The organism is Bacillus sp. KS1 (assembly GCF_020075515.1).
GTDB lineage: Bacteria > Bacillota > Bacilli > Bacillales > Bacillaceae > Bacillus > Bacillus velezensis.
On the sequence record NZ_JACAWW010000004.1, the window covers coordinates 714,686 to 733,254 of the forward strand.

Annotated in this window: 19 protein-coding genes; 6 read left to right on the forward strand and 13 right to left on the reverse strand. The window is 46.9% G+C overall.

Annotation, left to right across the window (positions count from 1 at the left end; translation table 11 throughout):
- The first annotated feature begins 393 nt into the window (after positions 1 to 393).
- A complete protein-coding gene (locus HWY38_RS04020; RefSeq protein ID WP_224181307.1) occupies positions 394 to 2,805 on the forward strand; it encodes a S8 family peptidase in 2,412 nt (803 codons plus the stop codon).
- 41 nt (positions 2,806 to 2,846) lie between these two features.
- Here HWY38_RS04020 and HWY38_RS04025 read toward each other — a convergent pair whose 3' ends face one another.
- The 4 genes from HWY38_RS04025 to HWY38_RS04040 form a co-directional block, all read right to left on the reverse strand.
- Positions 2,847 to 3,848 (reverse strand): LLM class flavin-dependent oxidoreductase, encoded by a 1,002-nt coding sequence (locus tag HWY38_RS04025; protein ID WP_224181308.1) that lies wholly within the window; start codon positions 3,846 to 3,848, stop codon positions 2,847 to 2,849.
- A gap of 163 nt (positions 3,849 to 4,011) precedes the next feature.
- Positions 4,012 to 4,761, reverse strand: a complete 750-nt coding sequence (nfsA, locus tag HWY38_RS04030) for an oxygen-insensitive NADPH nitroreductase (protein WP_224181309.1) — start codon at positions 4,759 to 4,761, stop codon at positions 4,012 to 4,014.
- Positions 4,762 to 4,863: 102 nt separating this feature from the next.
- A complete protein-coding gene (locus HWY38_RS04035; protein ID WP_007614568.1) occupies positions 4,864 to 6,051 on the reverse strand; it encodes an FtsW/RodA/SpoVE family cell cycle protein in 1,188 nt (395 codons plus the stop codon).
- A 201-nt stretch (positions 6,052 to 6,252) separates the two neighbouring features.
- The gene (locus HWY38_RS04040) at positions 6,253 to 6,711 is read right to left on the reverse strand and encodes a GNAT family N-acetyltransferase (protein ID WP_224181310.1); all 459 of its coding nucleotides are present in this window, start codon (positions 6,709 to 6,711) and stop codon (positions 6,253 to 6,255) included.
- Between the two features lie 292 nt (positions 6,712 to 7,003).
- Between HWY38_RS04040 and ywcE the strand changes: the two genes are divergently transcribed.
- Positions 7,004 to 7,264 (forward strand): spore morphogenesis/germination protein YwcE, encoded by a 261-nt coding sequence (ywcE, locus tag HWY38_RS04045; RefSeq protein ID WP_003150937.1) that lies wholly within the window; start codon positions 7,004 to 7,006, stop codon positions 7,262 to 7,264.
- Between the two features lie 43 nt (positions 7,265 to 7,307).
- On the opposite strand, the gene qoxD is transcribed toward ywcE, so the two are convergent.
- The 4 genes from qoxD to qoxA are packed head-to-tail and all read right to left on the reverse strand — an operon-like array spanning position 7,308 to position 11,249.
- Entirely contained in the window at positions 7,308 to 7,676 is a 369-nt protein-coding gene (gene qoxD, locus HWY38_RS04050) for a cytochrome aa3 quinol oxidase subunit IV (RefSeq protein ID WP_003150932.1), read from the reverse strand.
- A 1-nt stretch (position 7,677) separates the two neighbouring features.
- Entirely contained in the window at positions 7,678 to 8,292 is a 615-nt protein-coding gene (qoxC, locus tag HWY38_RS04055) for a cytochrome aa3 quinol oxidase subunit III (RefSeq protein ID WP_003150930.1), read from the reverse strand.
- A 14-nt stretch (positions 8,293 to 8,306) separates the two neighbouring features.
- Complete coding sequence (gene qoxB / locus HWY38_RS04060) at positions 8,307 to 10,256, reverse strand: cytochrome aa3 quinol oxidase subunit I (RefSeq protein ID WP_007614578.1); 1,950 nt, start codon at positions 10,254 to 10,256, stop codon at positions 8,307 to 8,309.
- A 27-nt stretch (positions 10,257 to 10,283) separates the two neighbouring features.
- Positions 10,284 to 11,249 carry a cytochrome aa3 quinol oxidase subunit II gene (gene qoxA, locus HWY38_RS04065; RefSeq protein ID WP_087920812.1) on the reverse strand — a complete coding sequence of 322 codons (966 nt, stop codon included), beginning with the start codon at positions 11,247 to 11,249 and terminating at the stop codon, positions 10,284 to 10,286.
- Positions 11,250 to 11,752: 503 nt separating this feature from the next.
- On the opposite strand from qoxA, the gene HWY38_RS04070 reads away from it, so the two are divergent.
- Positions 11,753 to 11,998: a GlsB/YeaQ/YmgE family stress response membrane protein gene (locus tag HWY38_RS04070; protein WP_003150926.1), complete on the forward strand. Its 246-nt coding sequence runs from the start codon at positions 11,753 to 11,755 to the stop codon at positions 11,996 to 11,998.
- Between the two features lie 16 nt (positions 11,999 to 12,014).
- On the opposite strand, the gene galT is transcribed toward HWY38_RS04070, so the two are convergent.
- The 4 genes from galT to HWY38_RS04090 form a co-directional block, all read right to left on the reverse strand.
- On the reverse strand, positions 12,015 to 13,556 hold the full coding sequence (gene galT / locus HWY38_RS04075; protein ID WP_224181311.1) for a UDP-glucose--hexose-1-phosphate uridylyltransferase: 1,542 nt from the start codon (positions 13,554 to 13,556) through the stop codon (positions 12,015 to 12,017).
- Positions 13,546 to 14,730, reverse strand: coding sequence for a galactokinase (locus HWY38_RS04080; protein WP_044802422.1), 1,185 nt, complete (start codon positions 14,728 to 14,730; stop codon positions 13,546 to 13,548). Before HWY38_RS04080 ends, galT begins: the two co-directional genes overlap by 11 nt.
- Before the next feature lie 51 nt (positions 14,731 to 14,781).
- The gene (locus HWY38_RS04085) at positions 14,782 to 15,168 is read right to left on the reverse strand and encodes a GtrA family protein (protein ID WP_029325749.1); all 387 of its coding nucleotides are present in this window, start codon (positions 15,166 to 15,168) and stop codon (positions 14,782 to 14,784) included.
- A 79-nt stretch (positions 15,169 to 15,247) separates the two neighbouring features.
- Positions 15,248 to 15,871 carry a TetR/AcrR family transcriptional regulator gene (locus tag HWY38_RS04090; RefSeq protein ID WP_007614590.1) on the reverse strand — a complete coding sequence of 208 codons (624 nt, stop codon included), beginning with the start codon at positions 15,869 to 15,871 and terminating at the stop codon, positions 15,248 to 15,250.
- 335 nt (positions 15,872 to 16,206) lie between these two features.
- Here HWY38_RS04090 and HWY38_RS04095 point away from each other — a divergent pair, with 335 nt between their 5' ends.
- The 3 genes from HWY38_RS04095 (at position 16,207) to HWY38_RS04105 (ending at position 17,939) form a co-directional block, all read left to right on the forward strand.
- The gene (locus HWY38_RS04095) at positions 16,207 to 16,368 is read left to right on the forward strand and encodes an anti-repressor SinI family protein (RefSeq protein ID WP_003150917.1); all 162 of its coding nucleotides are present in this window, start codon (positions 16,207 to 16,209) and stop codon (positions 16,366 to 16,368) included.
- 216 nt (positions 16,369 to 16,584) lie between these two features.
- Positions 16,585 to 17,265 (forward strand): class I SAM-dependent methyltransferase, encoded by a 681-nt coding sequence (locus tag HWY38_RS04100; RefSeq protein WP_082998217.1) that lies wholly within the window; start codon positions 16,585 to 16,587, stop codon positions 17,263 to 17,265.
- Positions 17,265 to 17,939 (forward strand): glycosyltransferase family protein, encoded by a 675-nt coding sequence (locus tag HWY38_RS04105; RefSeq protein WP_038460308.1) that lies wholly within the window; start codon positions 17,265 to 17,267, stop codon positions 17,937 to 17,939. Before HWY38_RS04100 ends, HWY38_RS04105 begins: the two co-directional genes overlap by 1 nt.
- A 20-nt stretch (positions 17,940 to 17,959) precedes the next feature.
- Here the strand turns inward: HWY38_RS04105 and HWY38_RS04110 are convergent, their stop codons facing one another.
- Positions 17,960 to 18,562 (reverse strand): DsbA family protein, encoded by a 603-nt coding sequence (locus HWY38_RS04110; RefSeq protein ID WP_012118748.1) that lies wholly within the window; start codon positions 18,560 to 18,562, stop codon positions 17,960 to 17,962.
- Positions 18,563 to 18,569: the final 7 nt, after the last annotated feature.

Genomic DNA, 18,569 nt, shown 5'->3' on the forward strand with positions numbered 1-18,569 from the left:
GATAGACGCGGCCGGGCGAATTGTTTGTCACAATATGAGTGAAAAAACAAACTAGTTTTCAGAAGTTTTGTTGAAAGCTGATGGAAATGACCTGAAAAATGGAAAAGCCGATAAAAAAAGTTATACACACTTTATCCCTTGGTTAAGCACAGCTTAAACACAGGGTATATCCACATATCCACAAACTTGGTCTATATTTTGTATAGGAACATTCGTTCCCAACAATATATATACACAAATTTATTCAGTTATGCACAGGATTCTGTGTATAACTCCCTCCTTATTCACAGACCAATTTCCATAAATGAGTCATATGTCACAAGGATTATTTTGAATTTTCAAGAAATATATACTAGATTTCTAATTTAGATAAAGAAAAAGGGGGAAACACGATTGAAAAAAGGAATCATCCGTTATCTGCTTCCGGCTTTTGTCTTATCCTTTACCTTATCCACAAGTTCACAGGCTGCGCCGGCTTCAAAACCGCAAACTCCGGATCTTGAGAAGGCTGAGGTGTTCGGTGACATTGATATGACCACCGGCAAACAAACGACAGTCATCGTGGAGCTCAAGGAAAAGTCACTGGCGGAAGCAAAGGAACTCGGCAAAGCACAGACAAAAAGCAAGCTGAAAAGCGAACGCTCAAAAGTGAAAAAGAAAGCGCTCAAAACCGTTAAACACGGAAAAATCAACAGAGAATATGAGCAAGTGTTTTCCGGCTTCTCCATGAAACTCCCGGCAAATGAAATCCCCAAACTGCTGAGTGATCAGGATGTCAAAGCGGTTTATCCGAATGTTACCTATCATACCGATCAGCTCAAAGATAAAGACATCACCCTATCTAAAGATGCCGTGTCTCCGCAGATGGATGACAGCGCGCCTTATATAGGGGCAAATGACGCGTGGAAGCTCGGCTATACGGGTAAAGGCGTCAAGGTTGCCATTATTGACACCGGTGTCGAATATAAACACCCTGACTTAAAGAAAAATTTCGGACAATATAAAGGATACGATTTTGTGGATAACGACTACGATCCTGAAGAAACGCCGTCCGGTGATCCGAGAGGCGCGTCGACTGACCACGGAACCCATGTCGCGGGCACGGTAGCGGCAAACGGAACGATTAAAGGCGTCGCGCCGGATGCTACACTCCTTGCCTACCGTGTGCTCGGTCCGGGCGGAAGCGGAACAACGGAGAACGTCATCGCCGGCATCGAACGCGCCGTACAGGACGGAGCCGATGTCATGAACCTTTCTCTCGGCAATTCTGTGAATAACCCAGACTGGGCGACAAGCACGGCGCTTGACTGGGCGATGTCAGAAGGCGTCACGGCCGTTACATCAAACGGAAACAGCGGGCCGAACAATTGGACCGTCGGCTCTCCGGGAACGTCCAGAGAAGCCATCTCCGTCGGAGCGACCCAGCTGCCGCTGAACGAGTACGCCGTCTCCTTCGGTTCCTATTCCTCAGCGAAAGTAATGGGCTACAACAAAGAAGATGACATAAAAGCACTGAATAAAAAAGAAACAGAGCTCATAGAGGCGGGTATCGGCGAGCAAAAGGATTTTGAAGGCAAAGATCTGAAAGGAAAAGTCGCGGTCGTCAAACGGGGAAGCATCGCCTTTGTGGATAAAGCCGACAACGCCAAAAAAGCGGGCGCGATCGGTATGGTTGTGTATAACAATGCCCCGGGAGAAATTGAAGCCAACGTACCGGGCATGTCCGTGCCGACGATTAAGCTTTCATCAGAAGACGGCGAAAAACTCGTCAGCCAATTAAAAGCGGGCGGCACAAAAGCGACTTTCAATTTATCCGTGGCTAAATCGCTCACTGAACAAATGGCAGACTTTTCGTCACGCGGTCCGGTTATGGACACGTGGATGATTAAACCTGACGTCTCCGCTCCCGGCGTAAACATCGTCAGCACCATTCCGACACATGATCCGGCCGACCCGTACGGCTACGGATCGAAGCAGGGAACGAGCATGGCTTCCCCGCATGTAGCCGGCGCAGCTGCCGTCATCAAGCAGGCCAAACCGAAATGGAGCCCGGAACAAATAAAAGCCGCTCTCATGAACACTGCGGAAACCTTAACGGACGCGGACGGTGACGTATACCCGCATAATGCGCAAGGCGCCGGAAGCATCAGAATCATGAAGGCGATCAAAGCAGACTCCCTTGTCGCCCCGGGAAGTTATTCTTACGGAACGTTTATGAAAGACAAAGGCAATGAAACGAAAAAAGAAACCTTTACGATTGAAAACCAATCGTCCATCAGAAAATCATATCAGCTCGAGTACTCTTTCAACGGCACGGGCATTACCGTTTCGGGCACAGACCGGGTCGTGATCCCCGCTCATCAAACCGGAAAGGTCAATGCGAAAGTGAAGGTCAATGCCAAAAAAGTAAAGGCAGGCACCTATGAGGGAACCGTCACAGTGCGTGAAGGCGGAAAAACAGTCGCAAAAGTGCCGACGCTGCTGATTGTAAAAGAGCCGGACTATCCGCGCGTGACGTCAATCGACGTGCAGGACGGCACAACGCAGGGAACCTACCAAATTGAAACCTATCTTCCGGCGGGAGCCGAAGAGCTTGCCTTCCTTGTATATGACAGCAATCTTGACTTTGTCGGCCAAGCCGGCATCTACAAAAAGCAGGATAAAGGCTATCAATATTTCGACTGGAACGGCAAAGTCAATGGTGACACCGCACTGCCGGCAGGAGAATATTATATGCTGGCCTATGCCGCGAACAAAGGGAAATCAAGCCAGGTGCTGACTGAAAAACCTTTTATCATTGGATAACCGAACAACCCTGCTGGAGCATCAGCAGGGTTTCTTTCTGATTAATCGGCAAAAGCTTCTCGAAGCAGGCGGTATGATTGAAGTTTATCTTCAAAATGATGAGTAATGGTTACAGCCATCACTTCTTCTGTTCCGTATGCTTTACTGAGAGCCAGAATTTGTTCTTTCACTTGCTGCTTCGTTCCAATGATCATTCGATTCCGATTATCGGCAATTCGTCTTTGTTCATACGGTGTATACGTATTGCCGCGGACGGTTTCGTAAGACGGTACGCCGTGAAGCGGAATCCCCTGTTCACCCGCAAGCAGCGTATAATCCATGACGGCCGCGAGTTCCTCCGCTTTCTCTTCCGTGTCCGCGCACAGCACAAACACCGCCACGGCTGTTTTTGGTTCTTTTCCTAATAGAGAAGGTTTAAATCTGCGCTTATATTGTGCCGTCGTGCTTTCTCCGCCTTCTCCATTAATAAAGTGGGCAAACATATAGCCTGCTCCCGTTTCTGCGCTCAGAAGCGCGCTTTCCCCTGAAGAACCGAGAAGCCAGACTTCCGGCGCCGTCTTAATAAGGGGTGATGCGGTCAGATTCGGAAAACGGTGATTGTCATCGGCTGCATCATGCAAATACATCGCCAGCTCACGAATCTGTAGCGGGTATTGATCAGCACTACGCTTCCCGCCATCATTCAGCGCCCATGATGCGATTGGCATTCCGCCCGGCGCTCTCCCTAATCCGAGATCGATTCTGCCCGGCGTCAACCCTTCAAGCACGCGGAAATTCTCCGCCACCTTATATGCGCTGTAATGCGGAAGCATGACACCGCCCGAGCCTACACGAATCTCATTCGTTTTCGCCGCAATATAGCTGATCAGCACTTCAGGGCTTGAACCCGCCAACCGCTCTGAAAAATGATGCTCTGACACCCAAAACCTCTTATATCCGAGCTTTTCCGCCTCCTGCGCCAGTCTTACTGTATTCCGCAGCGCGCTTTCCGCAGAACTCCCTTCTGATACAGGAGATTGATCTAATATGCTTAATGAAATCATCACTGTCACCTCATCAACATCGTACCACTGCTAAGCCGTTTTTTCTTTCTGTATGCTTATAAGCATCCCTGATGATAAACATTTATATACCTTGTTCCATTTTGTCGAAATATGTTACACGTGAAACATAAAAAAACCTCTCCCGGTCAGGAGAGGTTTTTTCTTAATTCTTTTGAAAACCTTTATCTTTTACATATTTATTTAAATAGGTTCTCGGTTTTTGTTTCATGAACTGCAGGATTTGATCAGACCACGTTTCAACCCGCTTGCCGTTTGTCCGTTTATCATAATAAGCGGAAATGGTTTCATCATATTCCTTCATATAACTGCGGAAGTGTTCTTCATTCGTATCGTACGTGTTTTCATGATATACGGCTTGTTTCGGCAGGCGCGGCTTTTGACCGGACGGATGAGCGGGATGACCGACTACCAAGCCGAACAGCGGCAGCACATGGTCAGGCGTTCCAAGCACTTCCGTCACCTGATCAAGTTCATTTCGAATGCCTCCGATATAACAAATGCCAAGCCCCATTGATTCCGCGGCAACACTTACATTTTGTGCGGCAAGTGCGGCATCAATGACGCTGACCATAAACATTTCCGTATTCTCAAGAAGCTCGGTAATGTTTTCGCCTTTTTCCTCAGCAAGTTTTTTATGGCGGTACAAATCAGCGCAAAACACAAACAAGTGCCCGTTATTTTCGACGTAAGGCTGGTTTCCGGCCAGCGCCGCCAGCTTCCGCTTTTTCTCCTTATCGGTTACGCCGATGATGGAGTAAGCCTGCACGTAACTGGACGTTGACGCCGCCTGGGCGCTTTTCACTAATGTATCTATCTCTTCTGCTGTCAGAAGCTCGTCAGTAAATGATCGGATCGACCGATGATTAAGTATAGTTTCGATGGTATTGTTCATATAAAAGCCTCCTTCTCTCTATATCATATCCGAAAGGGAATCATGTCAAAAGCGAAATGCTCTAAACAAAAAAAGACAGCCCGAAAAACGAGCCGTCTCACATTAAGAATTGAACAAGTAGCTTTTATATTTCGTCAGCTGCACACTTGCGTTATATACGATCCCGAAGCTGATTAATGTAGAAAGCACCGAGCTCCCCCCATAGCTGACAAACAGCAGCGGAATACCGGTAACCGGCATAATGCCGATATTCATCCCGATGTTCTGGAAGGTGTGAATCACGATAAGTGCAGTAAATCCTACGCAAAAAAACGCGCCAAATCGGTTAAACGCATGCAAGCGGTCAATCAGCACCACAAGTCTGTAAATTAAAAAGAAAAACATGACAACCGCAATGGCGCAGCCTAAAAATCCAAAACTTTCACCCAGAATCGCAAAGATAAAGTCGGTCTGTCCCTCAGGTACGTACACCTTCAGATTATGAACACCGTTTCCGGTAATGCCGCCCGATCCGATCGCCATAACGGCCTGATCCACCTGCCAGCTTTTATCGCTCTCTGCCTGAGTCGTTGCCGCACTGGAGTCAGACATCCACGATGTAATCCGGTTAATTTGATAATCCGCAATGCCGATTGAATTCGCCACATGGGGAAATTCAATCACGAGAACTAAGAAAAGGCCAAGCACAAGCGCGGCCGAACCGCCGATGATGGTGATCAGCTTCCAGTTCACACCTGACATAAACACCATCACCATAACGATAAACAGACAGATCGCACCCGTTCCGGCATCCTGCAAGACGATCATCCCGATCGGAATAACCGTCCATGCCGCAATTTTCAAAAGCAGATTCACATCTTCCCGAAGTGACCTTTGATCCTTCGGGCCCGCCTTCGATATAATGGACGCGACCATCATCATAATTCCTATTTTCGTGAACTCTGAAGGTTGAAGAGTGAAGCTGCCGATTTTAAACCAGCTCTTCGCTCCGTTTTTAATCGGCGCGATGGATTCCGGCGCCACACGTAAAAGGAGCAGTGACAGCACGCCGGCAATTAACACGTACAGACTCAGTTTTTCAAGCTGCTCTAAATCAAAATACATGATACTGACCATGAGACCGGCTCCGATGACATAAAAGACGATCTGTCTCATCCAGGCATCACTTCCGTACTGCCCAAACTGTCCGGCCGCATAAATCGCCGCAACACTAATTATTAAAAACACACCAAATATAAAAATCAAATCCCCCTGATAATAGGGATTTTGCTGTTTCTTATATCGACTCATTCTATCCCGCCTTACATTTTCATCGGAAGTCACTATTGTTTATTATACATGAACACTGTTCAAGAAAACATGATGAGGTTGCTTCCTTTTTATTTTTTACGGTTTGGGGACTACACGACATATGACGTGTCAGAAAAGGAAATGTTTCGGTCATGACGAAACTTTTCCGATAAAAAACCCCTTCTCGTCAGAAAAGGGGTTTCAGTCTATGTATAACGTCATAAACAAGCTGTTCGGGTCCTCTTTATAATGTGCAAACGGATTACAATATTGAAACCCGGCTTTTTCATACAGGCGTCTGGCGGGGAGAAAAGCCTCCATAGAACCGGTTTCCAAGCTGATCCGCTGATAGCCCCGCCGCCTTGCTTCTTCAAGCATATGGCGGAGGATCCGGTTGGCTGCGCCTTTTCTGATATGATGCGGAGAGGTTTTCATTGATTTGATCTCACCGTGCCGGCTGTTTAGCTCCTTTAAGGCACCGCAGCCGAGCATGATGCCGTTTTCCCTCGCACTCCAAAACGTAACGTCAGGCTGACGCAGCCGGTCCGCATTGAGCGCGTGTATACTTTCCGGAGGAAAATGCATGGTCATGCTCTTCAGATGCTCCTGTAAAAGCGCAATGACATCCGGCGCTGTGACATCTTCTTTCCTTACGTCCACTTCAAGCCACCCTTGCTGTGCATATTTTCTTTGACCATAGCAAAGGTTCACAGCCTGCACCATTCCATTGTCCGGAAATGTGACAGGGTATTTGGCCTTTCCGGTTTCTTGTACCTATCCAAAAATGAGGCAATAGTTGCAATACATTTCTCGAAAAAGCGGTATCAAAAATTGGAAAACATGGTATAATAATTGTAACAAAATGTTCAAAAAACGACCACAAAACAGACACATTTCATTCTCTGTATTTCATTTTGGAAACGCTCCCATAAAATGAAAGGAGACATGTAAGATGGACATGTTTTTTGCTTATTTACTGGTCGCAAGCGCAACACCCCTCTTTATCTGGCTGGATAACAAAAAAGTCGCTCTTTCGGCCATACCGCCAATTATTCTCATGTGGGTTTTCTTCTACTTTTACGCAACCAGCAGCCTATCCCCTCTCGGCCACACACTCATGATCATCCTGTTTGCCGTCAACGTCATCGTTGCCCATATCGCCGCCTTTATCATTTACGGCCTTCCGCGTCTGCGCCGGAGAAGAAGCCAATAAAGGCACAAAAAACCCTCTTCGCCTGAACGAAGAGGGTTTCTTTTTATTCCTGATGTTCGGAATGTTGCTTCGCACCGCCAGGAGGGTTTCCATCCATATGGTCACCGTGATGGTAGTGCGCCGCAAAGATCCAGATGGAACCAAGGATGATAACAATCGCTCCGAAAAATCCGAAGAGCGTGTTTCCGACTTGAATTCCGCCGTTTTCGCTTTCTGTCATGTGCATGAACATGAGAAGCTGAAGACCGGCTTGGATAAATGCGAATCCGAAAATGATCCAGAGTTTTGCTGATGAGCTTAAATCCGTATATACCGCAACCCAAAGGGCCAGCAGGGTCAGAATAATAGACAACGCAAAACCTACGATATGCTTCCACGGAAAGTGGCTGTGTTCAGCAGATTTGTTTGCCATATTATAGTCCCCCCAATCCGATGAGATAGACGCCTGTAAAGATGAAGATCCAAACAACGTCTAAGAAGTGCCAGTATAAACTTGAGATAAAGATTTTTGAAGACGTCTGCGGCGTTAATCCGCGTTTCTTCAATTGCAGTAAGATGCCGGCAATCCAGAAGATACCGATCGTTACGTGCGTTCCGTGCGTTCCCAGAAGGACGAAGAATCCAGACCAGAAAGCACTTGTACCGAGAGATGCTCCTTCATGTACATAGTGGATGAACTCGTTAAGCTCACATCCGACGAAGCCCGCGCCGAGAAGGAGCGTAATGATCGTCCAAATGACGACGCCTTTTAAACTTCCGCGACGCATTTCATGAACAGCGATCCCGCAGGTGAAACTGCTGATCAGAAGCAGGAATGTCATGATCATGACAAGCTTCACTTCAAATAATTCAGCCGGTAAGACTCCTCCTGCTGTTCTTCTTTGAAGAACGAAGAAGGTTGCAAATAGTGTTGAGAACAACACAATCTCTGCCCCTAAAAAGATCCAAAACCCGAGAATATTGAGTCTGCCGGTTTCAGATTGATATTCCATAGGCGCGTTAGAATTGCCGTGTTCTGCATGTTCCATAAATCACGCCTCCTTTATTCGGAAATCTTTCTTTCCGTCTCTTTTATTTCTTCAACAGGTATATAGTAGCCATTGTCATATTCAAATGAACGAAGCACCATGCAAAGCAGAATGCCGATCAAGCCGACAATGCCCATCCAGAACCATTCAAATACAAGTCCGAAGCCTGCAATACCGAACGCCACTGACATAATAAGCGGTCTTCCGGAGTTGTGCGGCATATGGATTTTCTTGAACTTGCTTTCCGGATGAATATCCGTTTTGTCTTCTTTCAATTGCAGTAACGCATCTTGAGATTTCACTTCAGGAAGCACCGCAAAGTTGTAATGCGGCGGAATCGCAGATGAAGTCGCCCACTCAAGCGTACGTCCCACGCCCCATGAATCTCCGCTGATCTCGCGAGTAGAATAGCGGAAGCTGTAGTAGATGTTGTAGCAAAGGATTAAGAATCCGACACCCATCATGAAGGCTCCGACAGTTGAAATAAAGTTCAATGCAGTCCATCCGTCATTCGGTCCGTAAGTGTAAATACGGCGAGGCATACCTTGCAGCCCCAAGAAGTATTGAGGGAAGAAACATACATTAAATCCGATCATAAAGATCCAGAAGAACCATTTTCCGATTCTTTCGTTCAGCTTGTGGCCGAACATTTTCGGATACCAGAAAATAAATCCTGCGAAACATGCAAATACCGTACCCGCGATCAGCACATAGTGGAAGTGAGATACGAGGAAGTACGTATTATGGTATTGATAATCCGCTGCAGCCATCGCAAGCATAACCCCTGTTACCCCGCCGACAACGAAGTTCGGGATAAACGCGAGCGCCCACAGCATCGGTGTTGTAAAACTGATCCGGCCTTTATACATCGTAAAGAGCCAGTTAAAGATTTTAACCCCGGTCGGAACCGAAATCGCCATCGTTGTAATCGAGAAGAAAGAGTTAACGGACGCACTGTTCCCCATTGTGAAGAAGTGGTGAGTCCATACAAGGAAACTCAGGACGGAAATGGCGATAATTGAGCCGACCATCGCTTTATAACCGAATAACTGCTTTCTTGCAAACGCTGAAATAATTTCAGAGAAAATACCGAATGCCGGTAAGATAACGATATATACTTCAGGGTGTCCCCAAATCCAGAACAAGTTAGCCCAAAGCATCGGCATACCGCCGGCTTCCAGCGTGAAAAAGTGAGCGCCGAACAAACGGTCAAATGATAACAGCGCCAATGCCACTGTCAAAACAGGGAAGGCGAATACGATAATAACCATTGTAATCAGCGTCGTCCATGTGAACATCGGCATACGCATCAGCGTCATGCCTTTCGTACGCATTTTCAGGATCGTCACCATAAAGTTGATACCCGTCATCAGCGTACCGATACCGGCAATCTGAAGACCGAGCAGGTAGAAGTTCTCACCAGGCCCGGGACTCATGTCGTTGCTTGCCAGCGGCATGTAACTCGTCCAGCCTGCGTTCGGAGAACCTCCGATAACGAAAGAAATATTGAAAAGCATCGCACCTACGAAGAACGTCCAGAAACTCAGGTTGTTCAAGTAAGGGAATGCTACGTCGCGCGCACCGATCTGCAAAGGTACGACAACGTTGATCAGACCGATTAAAAACGGCATCGCCATGAAGATAATCATGATCGTACCGTGAGTCGTAAAGATCTCATTATAGTGGTTTGAGTCTAAAAAACTGTTATTAGGAAGCGCTAACTGGGCGCGCATCATCAAGCCGTCGACCCCGCCGCGGAACAGCATGATAACAGCAGAGATAATGTACATGATTCCAAGTTTCTTATGGTCTACAGACGTAAGCCATTCAGACCAGAGCCACTTCCACTTTTTGAAGTATGTGAGTACAACGATGATAGCAATAGTGGAAAGCGCAATGGAAACTTGTGCGCCCAGAATTAATGGGTCACCTGTTACAAAAAATTCATCCCATCTCAATTTCATTCGGGCTTCCTCCTTTCTTGTTCAATTTCAATCTTGTTTATCGTCGGATACTTTAAATTCGTTTTTCTTTACATTTTCCCACGGATCTGTTTTAGAGTGCGGTGATACGGCTTTGTAGCCAAGGCGTTTGCGCGCCTCCATCGCATATTCGGCATCTTGGCCGTGGTCAACGTATTTTAAGTGTGTAGAAGAGAACGTTAATTTACCGACATTCTCCGGAAGCATCAGTTCGTCATACTTCTCTTTCGTCAGCTTTGGAGAATCGCTTTGGGCTTTTTTCACCCAGCTGTTAAAGTCTTTTTGCGTAACAGCTTTTACGTTGAATTTCTGGTCGGCAAAGTGTTCGCCGGTGAAGTTCGCGTTGCGGCCTTCATATGTTCCCACTTTGTCAGCCTGTAAGTATTGATCCATCAGCATTCCCGCCATCGCGTATTTTTGTCCCCCAAGCTGAGGAATCCATAGCGATGCCATTGAATCGGCTGAAGAAATTTTAAATAAAACCGGACGGTCTACAGGAATGTTCAGGTAGTTAACCGTCTCAATATCCTGCTCTGGGTAGCTGAATACCCATTTCCAGTCTACCGAAGTAGCATAAACAACAAGAGGCTCTTTATCCTTTGTCGCTTCAGGCGCTTTTTCTAACGAATATATCGTCTGTACGGTAGGCACAGAAAGTGCAATAACAATTAAAATTGGGATCACTGTCCAGACTACTTCTAAGAACGTGTTGCCGTGCATCTCGGGCTTGTAATTTCCGCTGTCTTTGCCTTTACGGTCGCGGTATTTCACTAAAATGATTGTAAATAGTACGAATACGACGCCGACAATGAACAGCATAAATCCGATTGACAAGAGAATCAGATCTTTCTGCTGGTCTGCTACAGGTCCTTTCGGATCTAAAACGGAAATGTCGCTGCATCCGCCCAGTACGAAAACAACAGCCAACATCGCTATTAAAAGTAACGGTTTAAATGCTCTGAACAAGAAGATCACCATCCTTCCTATTGATGTAGTGAATCTGAAATGTACTTTCTCAAAATCTTTTCTCTATCTACCTTGTTATGCTATCAAAATCTGCCCTTATTAGCTTTATTTTTTTCTAAAGTTCATCTTTTTTTCGACCTAATGTCACAAAATCGTCAAAAAATGCATGAACTTTTTCCACTTGCGCAAATCAAACATAAAAAGTTTTAGATCATTTAGCATATATAGAGAAAAAAGATAGTGAGAACGAATAATACCAAATAAAGGTTTACCATAATAAAAAACGCTGGTCAACAAAAAGTTTCATTTTGTTAAACATTCTACAAAAGAAATATTTTTTCCTTTGCTCACACCTTTTCACACGGTTTCCATTTTAACGCAACGCATTGTGAAAAAAAAGACCGGAACGCGCCTTGATATGTTCATTATAAAAAACGCATTCATATGTTTAATATGGACAAAACGAAGGTAACATATAGGCATAAATAAATAAAAAATAGGAAGTGATATTTATGGGTTTTATCGTATCTCTGATTGTCGCTATTATTATCGGCTGGATCGGAAGTTTATTTGTAAAAGGCAGTATGCCCGGGGGAATCATCGGGTCAATGATCGCCGGTCTGATCGGCGCATGGATCGGGCACGGACTGCTCGGCACATGGGGTCCTCACCTTGCCGGCTTTGCCATCATTCCGGCAATCATCGGAGCTGCGATCGTGGTATTCTTATTCAGCCTGATCGCCAGAAGCAGAGGATAAAAAAAAGCCTCGTCCCTTATGGGATGGGGCTTTTTTCCGGTAGAGCGCCCAAATGGCGGATAAACCGCCGGAAAGCCGCTCTGCCTTCTTCTGTTTGTTTAAAGACGCCGGCATGCTCCAGTATCCGCGCAAAGGCATGGCCGATTTCCTCTTTCAGAATCTGTTCCGCGTTTTCTTTCGTTATCTTCCGCTTATGCAGCACACTGAGCGCCCAATCTTTATGCGCTGCCGCAGAAGGGTCTGCCGTTAAGACCGCTTCCGGGTCCGGTGAGCACAGCGCTTCAGCCGTGTATTTCATTTCTTGTTCAAGGCGGCCCGGCAGAATCGCAAGCCCCATTACCTCAATCAGTCCGATATTTTCTTTTTTCAGGTGATGAACTTCCTGATGGGGATGAAAAATTCCCAGCGGATGCTCATCAGAGGTGCGGTTATTTCTGAGGACGAGATCTAATTCGAATAAACCGTTTCTCCGCCGGGCAATCGGCGTAATTGTATTGTGCGGTGTTTCTCCTGAATAGGCGAGGAGATCAGCCGCCTCATCGGAATAACCGCGCCACGCCCGCAGGATGGCATCCGCCGCGCCGGAAAGCTCAGACGCGCTCTCACTTTGCAGGCGGATGACCGACATCGGCCACTTCACAATTCCCAATACCGTTTTCGGATAGTCAGGCAGCCTGTACCGGCTTTCTGTCTCCGCCCGCGCCATCGGGAATTCATAATTGCCCCCCTGAAAATGGTCGTGGCTTAAAATACTGCCGCCGACAATCGGCAGATCAGCATTGGAACCGAGAAAATAATGAGGATACTGGCTGACGAACGACAGCAGCCGGTCAAACGTTTTTTTACTGATCTTCATCGGTTCGTGCCGGTCTTTCAAAACGATGCAATGCTCCCGGTAATACACATACGGAGAAAATTGCAGAAACCACTGCTCATCGCCGAGAATCACCGGAACGACACGAAGGTTTTGACGCGCCGGGTGATCCGGTCTCCCCTCGTACCCGACATTTTCTTTACAAAGAACACATCTCGGATAATCGGATTGAGGCTGCTCTTTGGCAGCCGCAATTGCTTTCGGATCTTTTTCCGGTTTTGAAAGGTTGATCGTGATGTCCAGCTTTCCGTAAGCCGTCTCAGCCGTCCACCCGACATTCCGCTTTATTCTGTCCGAACGGATATAATACACATCCTCTGAAAACCGGTAAAACGCCTTTGTCGCCTGCTCCGGCCCGTGCACCGCCTTTGTTTCTTCAAAACGACGGACAATCTCGGACGGCTGCGGGGCAAAGCAGCCCATGATCTTCGCGCTCAGCAGGTCGCGATAGGTGTCTGTATCGGCTGCAATCCGGCCCGTTTCTGCCGCCCATTCATAAATCGGGGCCAATATGTCCGGCAATGATGCCGCCGATTCATTTTCTTTCTGTTCTGAAACTTCCGGATGGGTGATATGCAAAGCTTCATATAAACGGTTTCTTGTATATTCAATATCAAGATAGGAAATCAGCTCTTTTTGCAATCCGTACCGGATTAAACGTTCCACGTGCCGCTCAATTGCCATCGTCATCCCCCTTTAGTTCTCTCGCTCCGGCTCCGACATCCGCCGTGTAAAAGTCAGCTTTTCTCCCTGTCTTTTCCTCATAGCGGGCTCCTGCCGTTTCAATAAAATCCGAAACCGCATCGTCCTTGACGATACTGACTGTACAGCCGCCGAAACCGGCTCCCGTCATCCTTGATCCGATCACCCCGCCGTGGCGCCAGGCCGCTTCAGCCAGTGTATCCAGCTCATGACTCGTTACCTCGTAGTCATCGCGTAAAGAGAGATGCGAATCCCTCATTAATTCACCGATATGATGAAGCTGATTGTTACTGAACATGTCGGCTGCCTCTATTGTGCGGTGATTTTCATAGACGGCGTGTTTCGCCCGGCGTCTGTTCACTTCATTCTGAATCAGCTCCGCATGAGCGTCAAAGGCGGAAGGGGTCAGCTCTCCCAGTGATTGAACGGAAAGATGCTTCTGAAGATCACAAAGCGCTTCCCCGCACTCCTTGAGCCTCGTATTATAGCCTGAGTCTGCAAGCGTTCGTTTTTTATTGGTATTTGCAATAACGATCGACAGCCCCGACAGCCCGAGTTTTGTATATTCAAAGCTGAGCGTCCCGCAATTCAGCAGAATCGCATGATGTTTCTTTCCCATTCCGATGGCGAATTGATCCATTATTCCGCAGCTGACGCCGATAAAGGAATTTTCCGCCGTCTGAGCGAGCTTCACCAAGTCGAGCATATCCGCCTCAAGCTCATGGCATTCCTTGAGAATGACCGCCGTAACAAGTTCAATGGAAGCCGAAGAGGACAGCCCCGCTCCGTTCGGGATGTTTCCCCAGAACACAATATCGAAGCCGTGCGGAAGGGAAAAACCGCTGCCGAGACATTCCGCCATGACCCCTTTCGGATAGTTGGCCCACCCGTCCTCTTTTTGATAACGGATATCATCGAGACTGCATTCCTTTATGCCCGCTTCCTTAAATTGATGAGAGTACATTCTGACGAGCCTGTCCCCTCTCTCCCGGACGGCTGCATATGTACCGATCGTCAGCGCGCACGGAAAGACGTGGCCCCCGTTATAATCCGTATGCTCTCCGATGAGATTCACTCTGCCGGGCGCAAAGAAAATGCGCAGGTCCTCCGATTCCCCGAATACATCAGCAAACGCTTTCTTTATTTTGTGCTTCATACGCATCCCCTTTCACCATTACACTTTCCCCCGGGGCGCGGAAAGAAACCGTTATGACACGCCCTCTTCTTTCGCTTTTCTGAAGACAATCCACTTGCTGGCCGCATAGTTGACGACTACGATAATGACGTTATCGGCGATTTTCGCCAACGTTTCGTTCATATGAAATTGACTGACCAGAAGAATCATCATGGCGAGATCGATGGCGAGAGACAATACCCGCACGCTGAAAAAGGCCGTCAATTCTTTCATCAGACTCCGCATCCCCGCGGTCTTTTGCTGAAATACATACAGTTTATTCGTGACATATGCAAATAGAACGGACAGAATCCAAGCAGCGACGGTCGCCGCCTTGTAATCCATCTCAAAGGCCGACGTCAGAATGTAAAAACTGACGATATTCACGATGGTCGTGAATATCCCCATAATGATATACATCATAATTTCTCTGTAGCGCATGGCAGTTCCTCGCTTTCTGAAAGACTTTTCTAAACCTTTTGTCAAATCAAGAAGAACGTTACCCCGATTTTCTGCCGCTGACAAAAACATAGAGCGCGTCAAACATGCTGCGGAAAGTAACCGGCCTTCCCAGCACATTGGATTGCTTAATCATCCCGTCGATGAGCGCGCACATCATGTTAGCGGTATGCTCGGTATCTATATGGTCTTCTATTAAATTTCTCGATTTGAGCCAATTTATGTACATGGTGCTTTCTTCTATCCATAACTTATAAAGACGGATATAAGCTTCATATTCACTGACGACTTTGTAAGTAGGCATATGAACGGCAAAAGACACAACATTCCAGGCAGGCTTGCTGTTTACAAACCGCATCAACAGGCTGGCCGCGCTTGCCGCAGCTTCACAAAGCGTCAACGGCCGCGCTGTTTGCTTTTCTAATTCGTCGAGATAGCCAGTGATGATCCTTTTTTTAATCTGACGCCTGTCTAACAAATGCTTCAGAAAATCTTCCTTGCTTTCAAAATGAACGTAAAACGCGCCTTTGCTGAAACCCGCCGCTTTACTGATGTCATCGATTGAGACTGAATCGTAAGCTCTTTCAATCAGGAGATGAAGGCCTGCGTCAATAAAACTTTCAAATGTTTCTTCTCTCTTAATTTGAAATTTGTTTTTTTTCATTTTTTACCCCAGCTGTTTGATCATTCACTTTATCTTACACCGAATCATTCTTTTGCGGTATTTTTTATGCAAAAAGAATATGCTAGTCGACGCTTTGAGGGTAAATGTTAATAGGTCATATGATTTATTTTTATTTGCATACTATCCAGTCAGTATTTATTTGTTTATTATTATACGTAAGAATTCTTGAAGGATTTTGGTTATTTCAGTCATTTTCTTAGGGAATAGGTAGGTGAATTCATCTTCAATTTGGGATTACCGGCCAACTATGTGTGATATTTGTTATACATTGGCTGCTGTAGCTGGGCAAATCAATTTTTCAATTGGAGGTTCTTATGAAAACTCATGTAATGAAAGATATAGATCAAGATTGGCAATTGTTAATTCAAGAGGCTAGAATCATGGGTTTGCACATTGACGATGTGAGGCGCTTCTTAAATACTGAAAAAGCGGTGAAGAAAAAAACACCAATGAAAAACACCATCCGCCAGCGGTAAGATTACAGGCGGATCCTTTTACTATATGACCTGCCACAGTCCGCCCGCACCCGAGTTTTCAAAGGAACATCCGCAATAAGAGGGGAATCAGAGAACAAACCGTATACCGGACAACCATTCCCGTCCGCATTCCGCAATTGAACAGCCAAACATGGTGATATGAGATCCCCCCGCTGCATATCTTGTGTATATGCCCATTTATGAGGTGATACACAGATGGATACGAATCCCTATTATGATGAAAAACAACAGAACTACTACGAAGGCCTGAATCCTTATTTATTGAACAAAATAGACGAAAACTGGCGGACAGTGCTTGATGTCGGCTGCGGCACAGGCAATTTAGGAGCGGCGATCGAAGACCGCGGAATAACGGTTTACGGCATTGAAGCGTATCCCGAAGCCGCAAAAAAGGCGGAAAGCAAATTGAGCCACGTGCTTTGCGGCGACATTGAATCCGCCATTCTTCCGTACGAATCAGAACAATTCGACTGCATGCTGTTCGGAGACGTTCTTGAGCATCTTATCGACCCGTGGTCCGTGCTGAAAAAGCTTCGCCCGTATGTAAAAAAAGACGGCACGGTGCTTGCATGCATACCGAATGTCGGCCACATCTCAGTGGTGCTGGAGCTTTTAGCCGGCAAATGGACTTACAGGGACGCCGGATTAATGGATCAGACCCACCTGCGTTTTTTTACCCGTGAAGAGACGCTTTCATTATTTAAAGCCGCCGGCTATGAGGTGAAACGCATTGAGGCGATCCGCGTTGATCACCCTTCTTACCACAAAGCCATCGCATCATTGCACGAAGTATGCGTACAGCTTGGCATAAGGCATGACTTTATGACAGAAGCATCGGCGTATCAATATGTGATTGAGGCCGAGAGGAGCATGTAATGGATTCACATTCATTTCTGTTTGTCGTCTGTGTGAATGACGAGTCGCTGTACTCCCGGTGCAAAAGCCATATCATGCAGCTTACCGTCCCCCCTTCATACTCCGTTGATATCATGCCGATATACGATTCAGCAAGCATAGCCTCGTCCTACAACAAAGCGCTGAGACACCCCTCCAAATATAAAATTTATCTGCATCAGGATACCTTTATCATTCATCAGCATTTCCTTCATGACATGCTTCATATCTTTCAATCTCATCAGGAGCTCGGCCTTCTCGGTGTCGCCGGCTGCAAAACCCTGCCGCCGAACGGCATTTGGTGGGAAAGCGGAGAGCGGATGGGAAAAGTGATTGAATACCGGGGGAATGCTTATCACCCGCTGGTCTTTGAGCACGGTGATGAAGACGGACTGTTTACGCCCGCTGACGCCATTGACGGCTTGTTAATGGCAGCTCAATATGATGTGGAGTGGCGGGAGGATTTGTTTCGCGGCTTTCATTTTTACGACACATCACAATCGCTTGAATTTCAAAAACACGGCTATCAAGTCGGCGTCGCCTGCCAGAAAGACCCTTGGTGCCTTCATTTTTGCGGCGACTCATTTGACGCCGCGGCATATGAAGCGGACAGACAAACATTTGTCAAACACTATATGGCAAAGCCCTCTCGCTGATCGAGAGGGCTTTTTTCGGGTTAACGTTTATTCAGTTCCCGCTCAATGATTTGTTCAAAGGTTTCCTTTCCCGCCGCGCCAGGGATTCTCTCATCGCCGATGATAAACGTCGGCACTGCCGTAATGCCGGCTTCCTCATAAGCATGGCGGAGCGCTTCCCGCTGTACGTGTCTGTACGCTCTTGTCTCAAGCGCCTCTTTAAAGGCAGCGCCGTCAAGTCCGGCTTCTTCCGCAAGCTTTGTCAGCACGCCAACGTCACCGATATTTTGTTCTTCCTGAAAGAACGCCTGAAAAACGCGTGTATGGTATTCGCTTCCTTTCCCATGTTCCTTTGCGAAATGAAAGCCTTCAAATGCCAAATCCGTGTAAGGATGCGGTGACACGCGGGGGAACGTGATTTCAACGCCTAAAGACTGCGCCATCGGCTCAATGGAGTTTTTCCACATCTGCCGCTTGGCGGGATCATTCACCGGATCAAGTTTCGGCGAGGGGCTCGGACGCAATTCAAACGGCATCCATTCCACCTGTACGTCCTTGTCCTTGATTGCTTCTTCAAACGCCGCTTTGCCGACAAAGCAAAACGGACATACATAATCAGAATATACTTTAATCTGCAGTGTCATTGTAAGT

Excerpts from the sequence above, each read along its gene's own strand:
- HWY38_RS04025 (WP_224181308.1), bottom strand. The coding sequence starts at position 3,848 with ATGATTTCATTAAGCATATTAGATCAATCTCCTGTATCAGAAGGGAGT.
- nfsA (WP_224181309.1), bottom strand. The coding sequence starts at position 4,761 with ATGAACAATACCATCGAAACTATACTTAATCATCGGTCGATCCGATCA.
- HWY38_RS04035 (WP_007614568.1), bottom strand. The coding sequence starts at position 6,051 with ATGAGTCGATATAAGAAACAGCAAAATCCCTATTATCAGGGGGATTTG.
- ywcE (WP_003150937.1), top strand. The coding sequence starts at position 7,004 with ATGGACATGTTTTTTGCTTATTTACTGGTCGCAAGCGCAACACCCCTC.
- qoxD (WP_003150932.1), bottom strand. The coding sequence starts at position 7,676 with ATGGCAAACAAATCTGCTGAACACAGCCACTTTCCGTGGAAGCATATC.
- qoxC (WP_003150930.1), bottom strand. The coding sequence starts at position 8,292 with ATGGAACATGCAGAACACGGCAATTCTAACGCGCCTATGGAATATCAA.
- qoxB (WP_007614578.1), bottom strand. The coding sequence starts at position 10,256 with ATGAAATTGAGATGGGATGAATTTTTTGTAACAGGTGACCCATTAATT.
- HWY38_RS04070 (WP_003150926.1), top strand. The coding sequence starts at position 11,753 with ATGGGTTTTATCGTATCTCTGATTGTCGCTATTATTATCGGCTGGATC.
- galT (WP_224181311.1), bottom strand. The coding sequence starts at position 13,556 with ATGGCAATTGAGCGGCACGTGGAACGTTTAATCCGGTACGGATTGCAA.
- HWY38_RS04080 (WP_044802422.1), bottom strand. The coding sequence starts at position 14,730 with ATGAAGCACAAAATAAAGAAAGCGTTTGCTGATGTATTCGGGGAATCG.
- HWY38_RS04085 (WP_029325749.1), bottom strand. The coding sequence starts at position 15,168 with ATGTATATCATTATGGGGATATTCACGACCATCGTGAATATCGTCAGT.
- HWY38_RS04090 (WP_007614590.1), bottom strand. The coding sequence starts at position 15,871 with ATGAAAAAAAACAAATTTCAAATTAAGAGAGAAGAAACATTTGAAAGT.
- HWY38_RS04095 (WP_003150917.1), top strand. The coding sequence starts at position 16,207 with ATGAAAACTCATGTAATGAAAGATATAGATCAAGATTGGCAATTGTTA.
- HWY38_RS04100 (WP_082998217.1), top strand. The coding sequence starts at position 16,585 with ATGGATACGAATCCCTATTATGATGAAAAACAACAGAACTACTACGAA.
- HWY38_RS04105 (WP_038460308.1), top strand. The coding sequence starts at position 17,265 with ATGGATTCACATTCATTTCTGTTTGTCGTCTGTGTGAATGACGAGTCG.
- HWY38_RS04110 (WP_012118748.1), bottom strand. The coding sequence starts at position 18,562 with ATGACACTGCAGATTAAAGTATATTCTGATTATGTATGTCCGTTTTGC.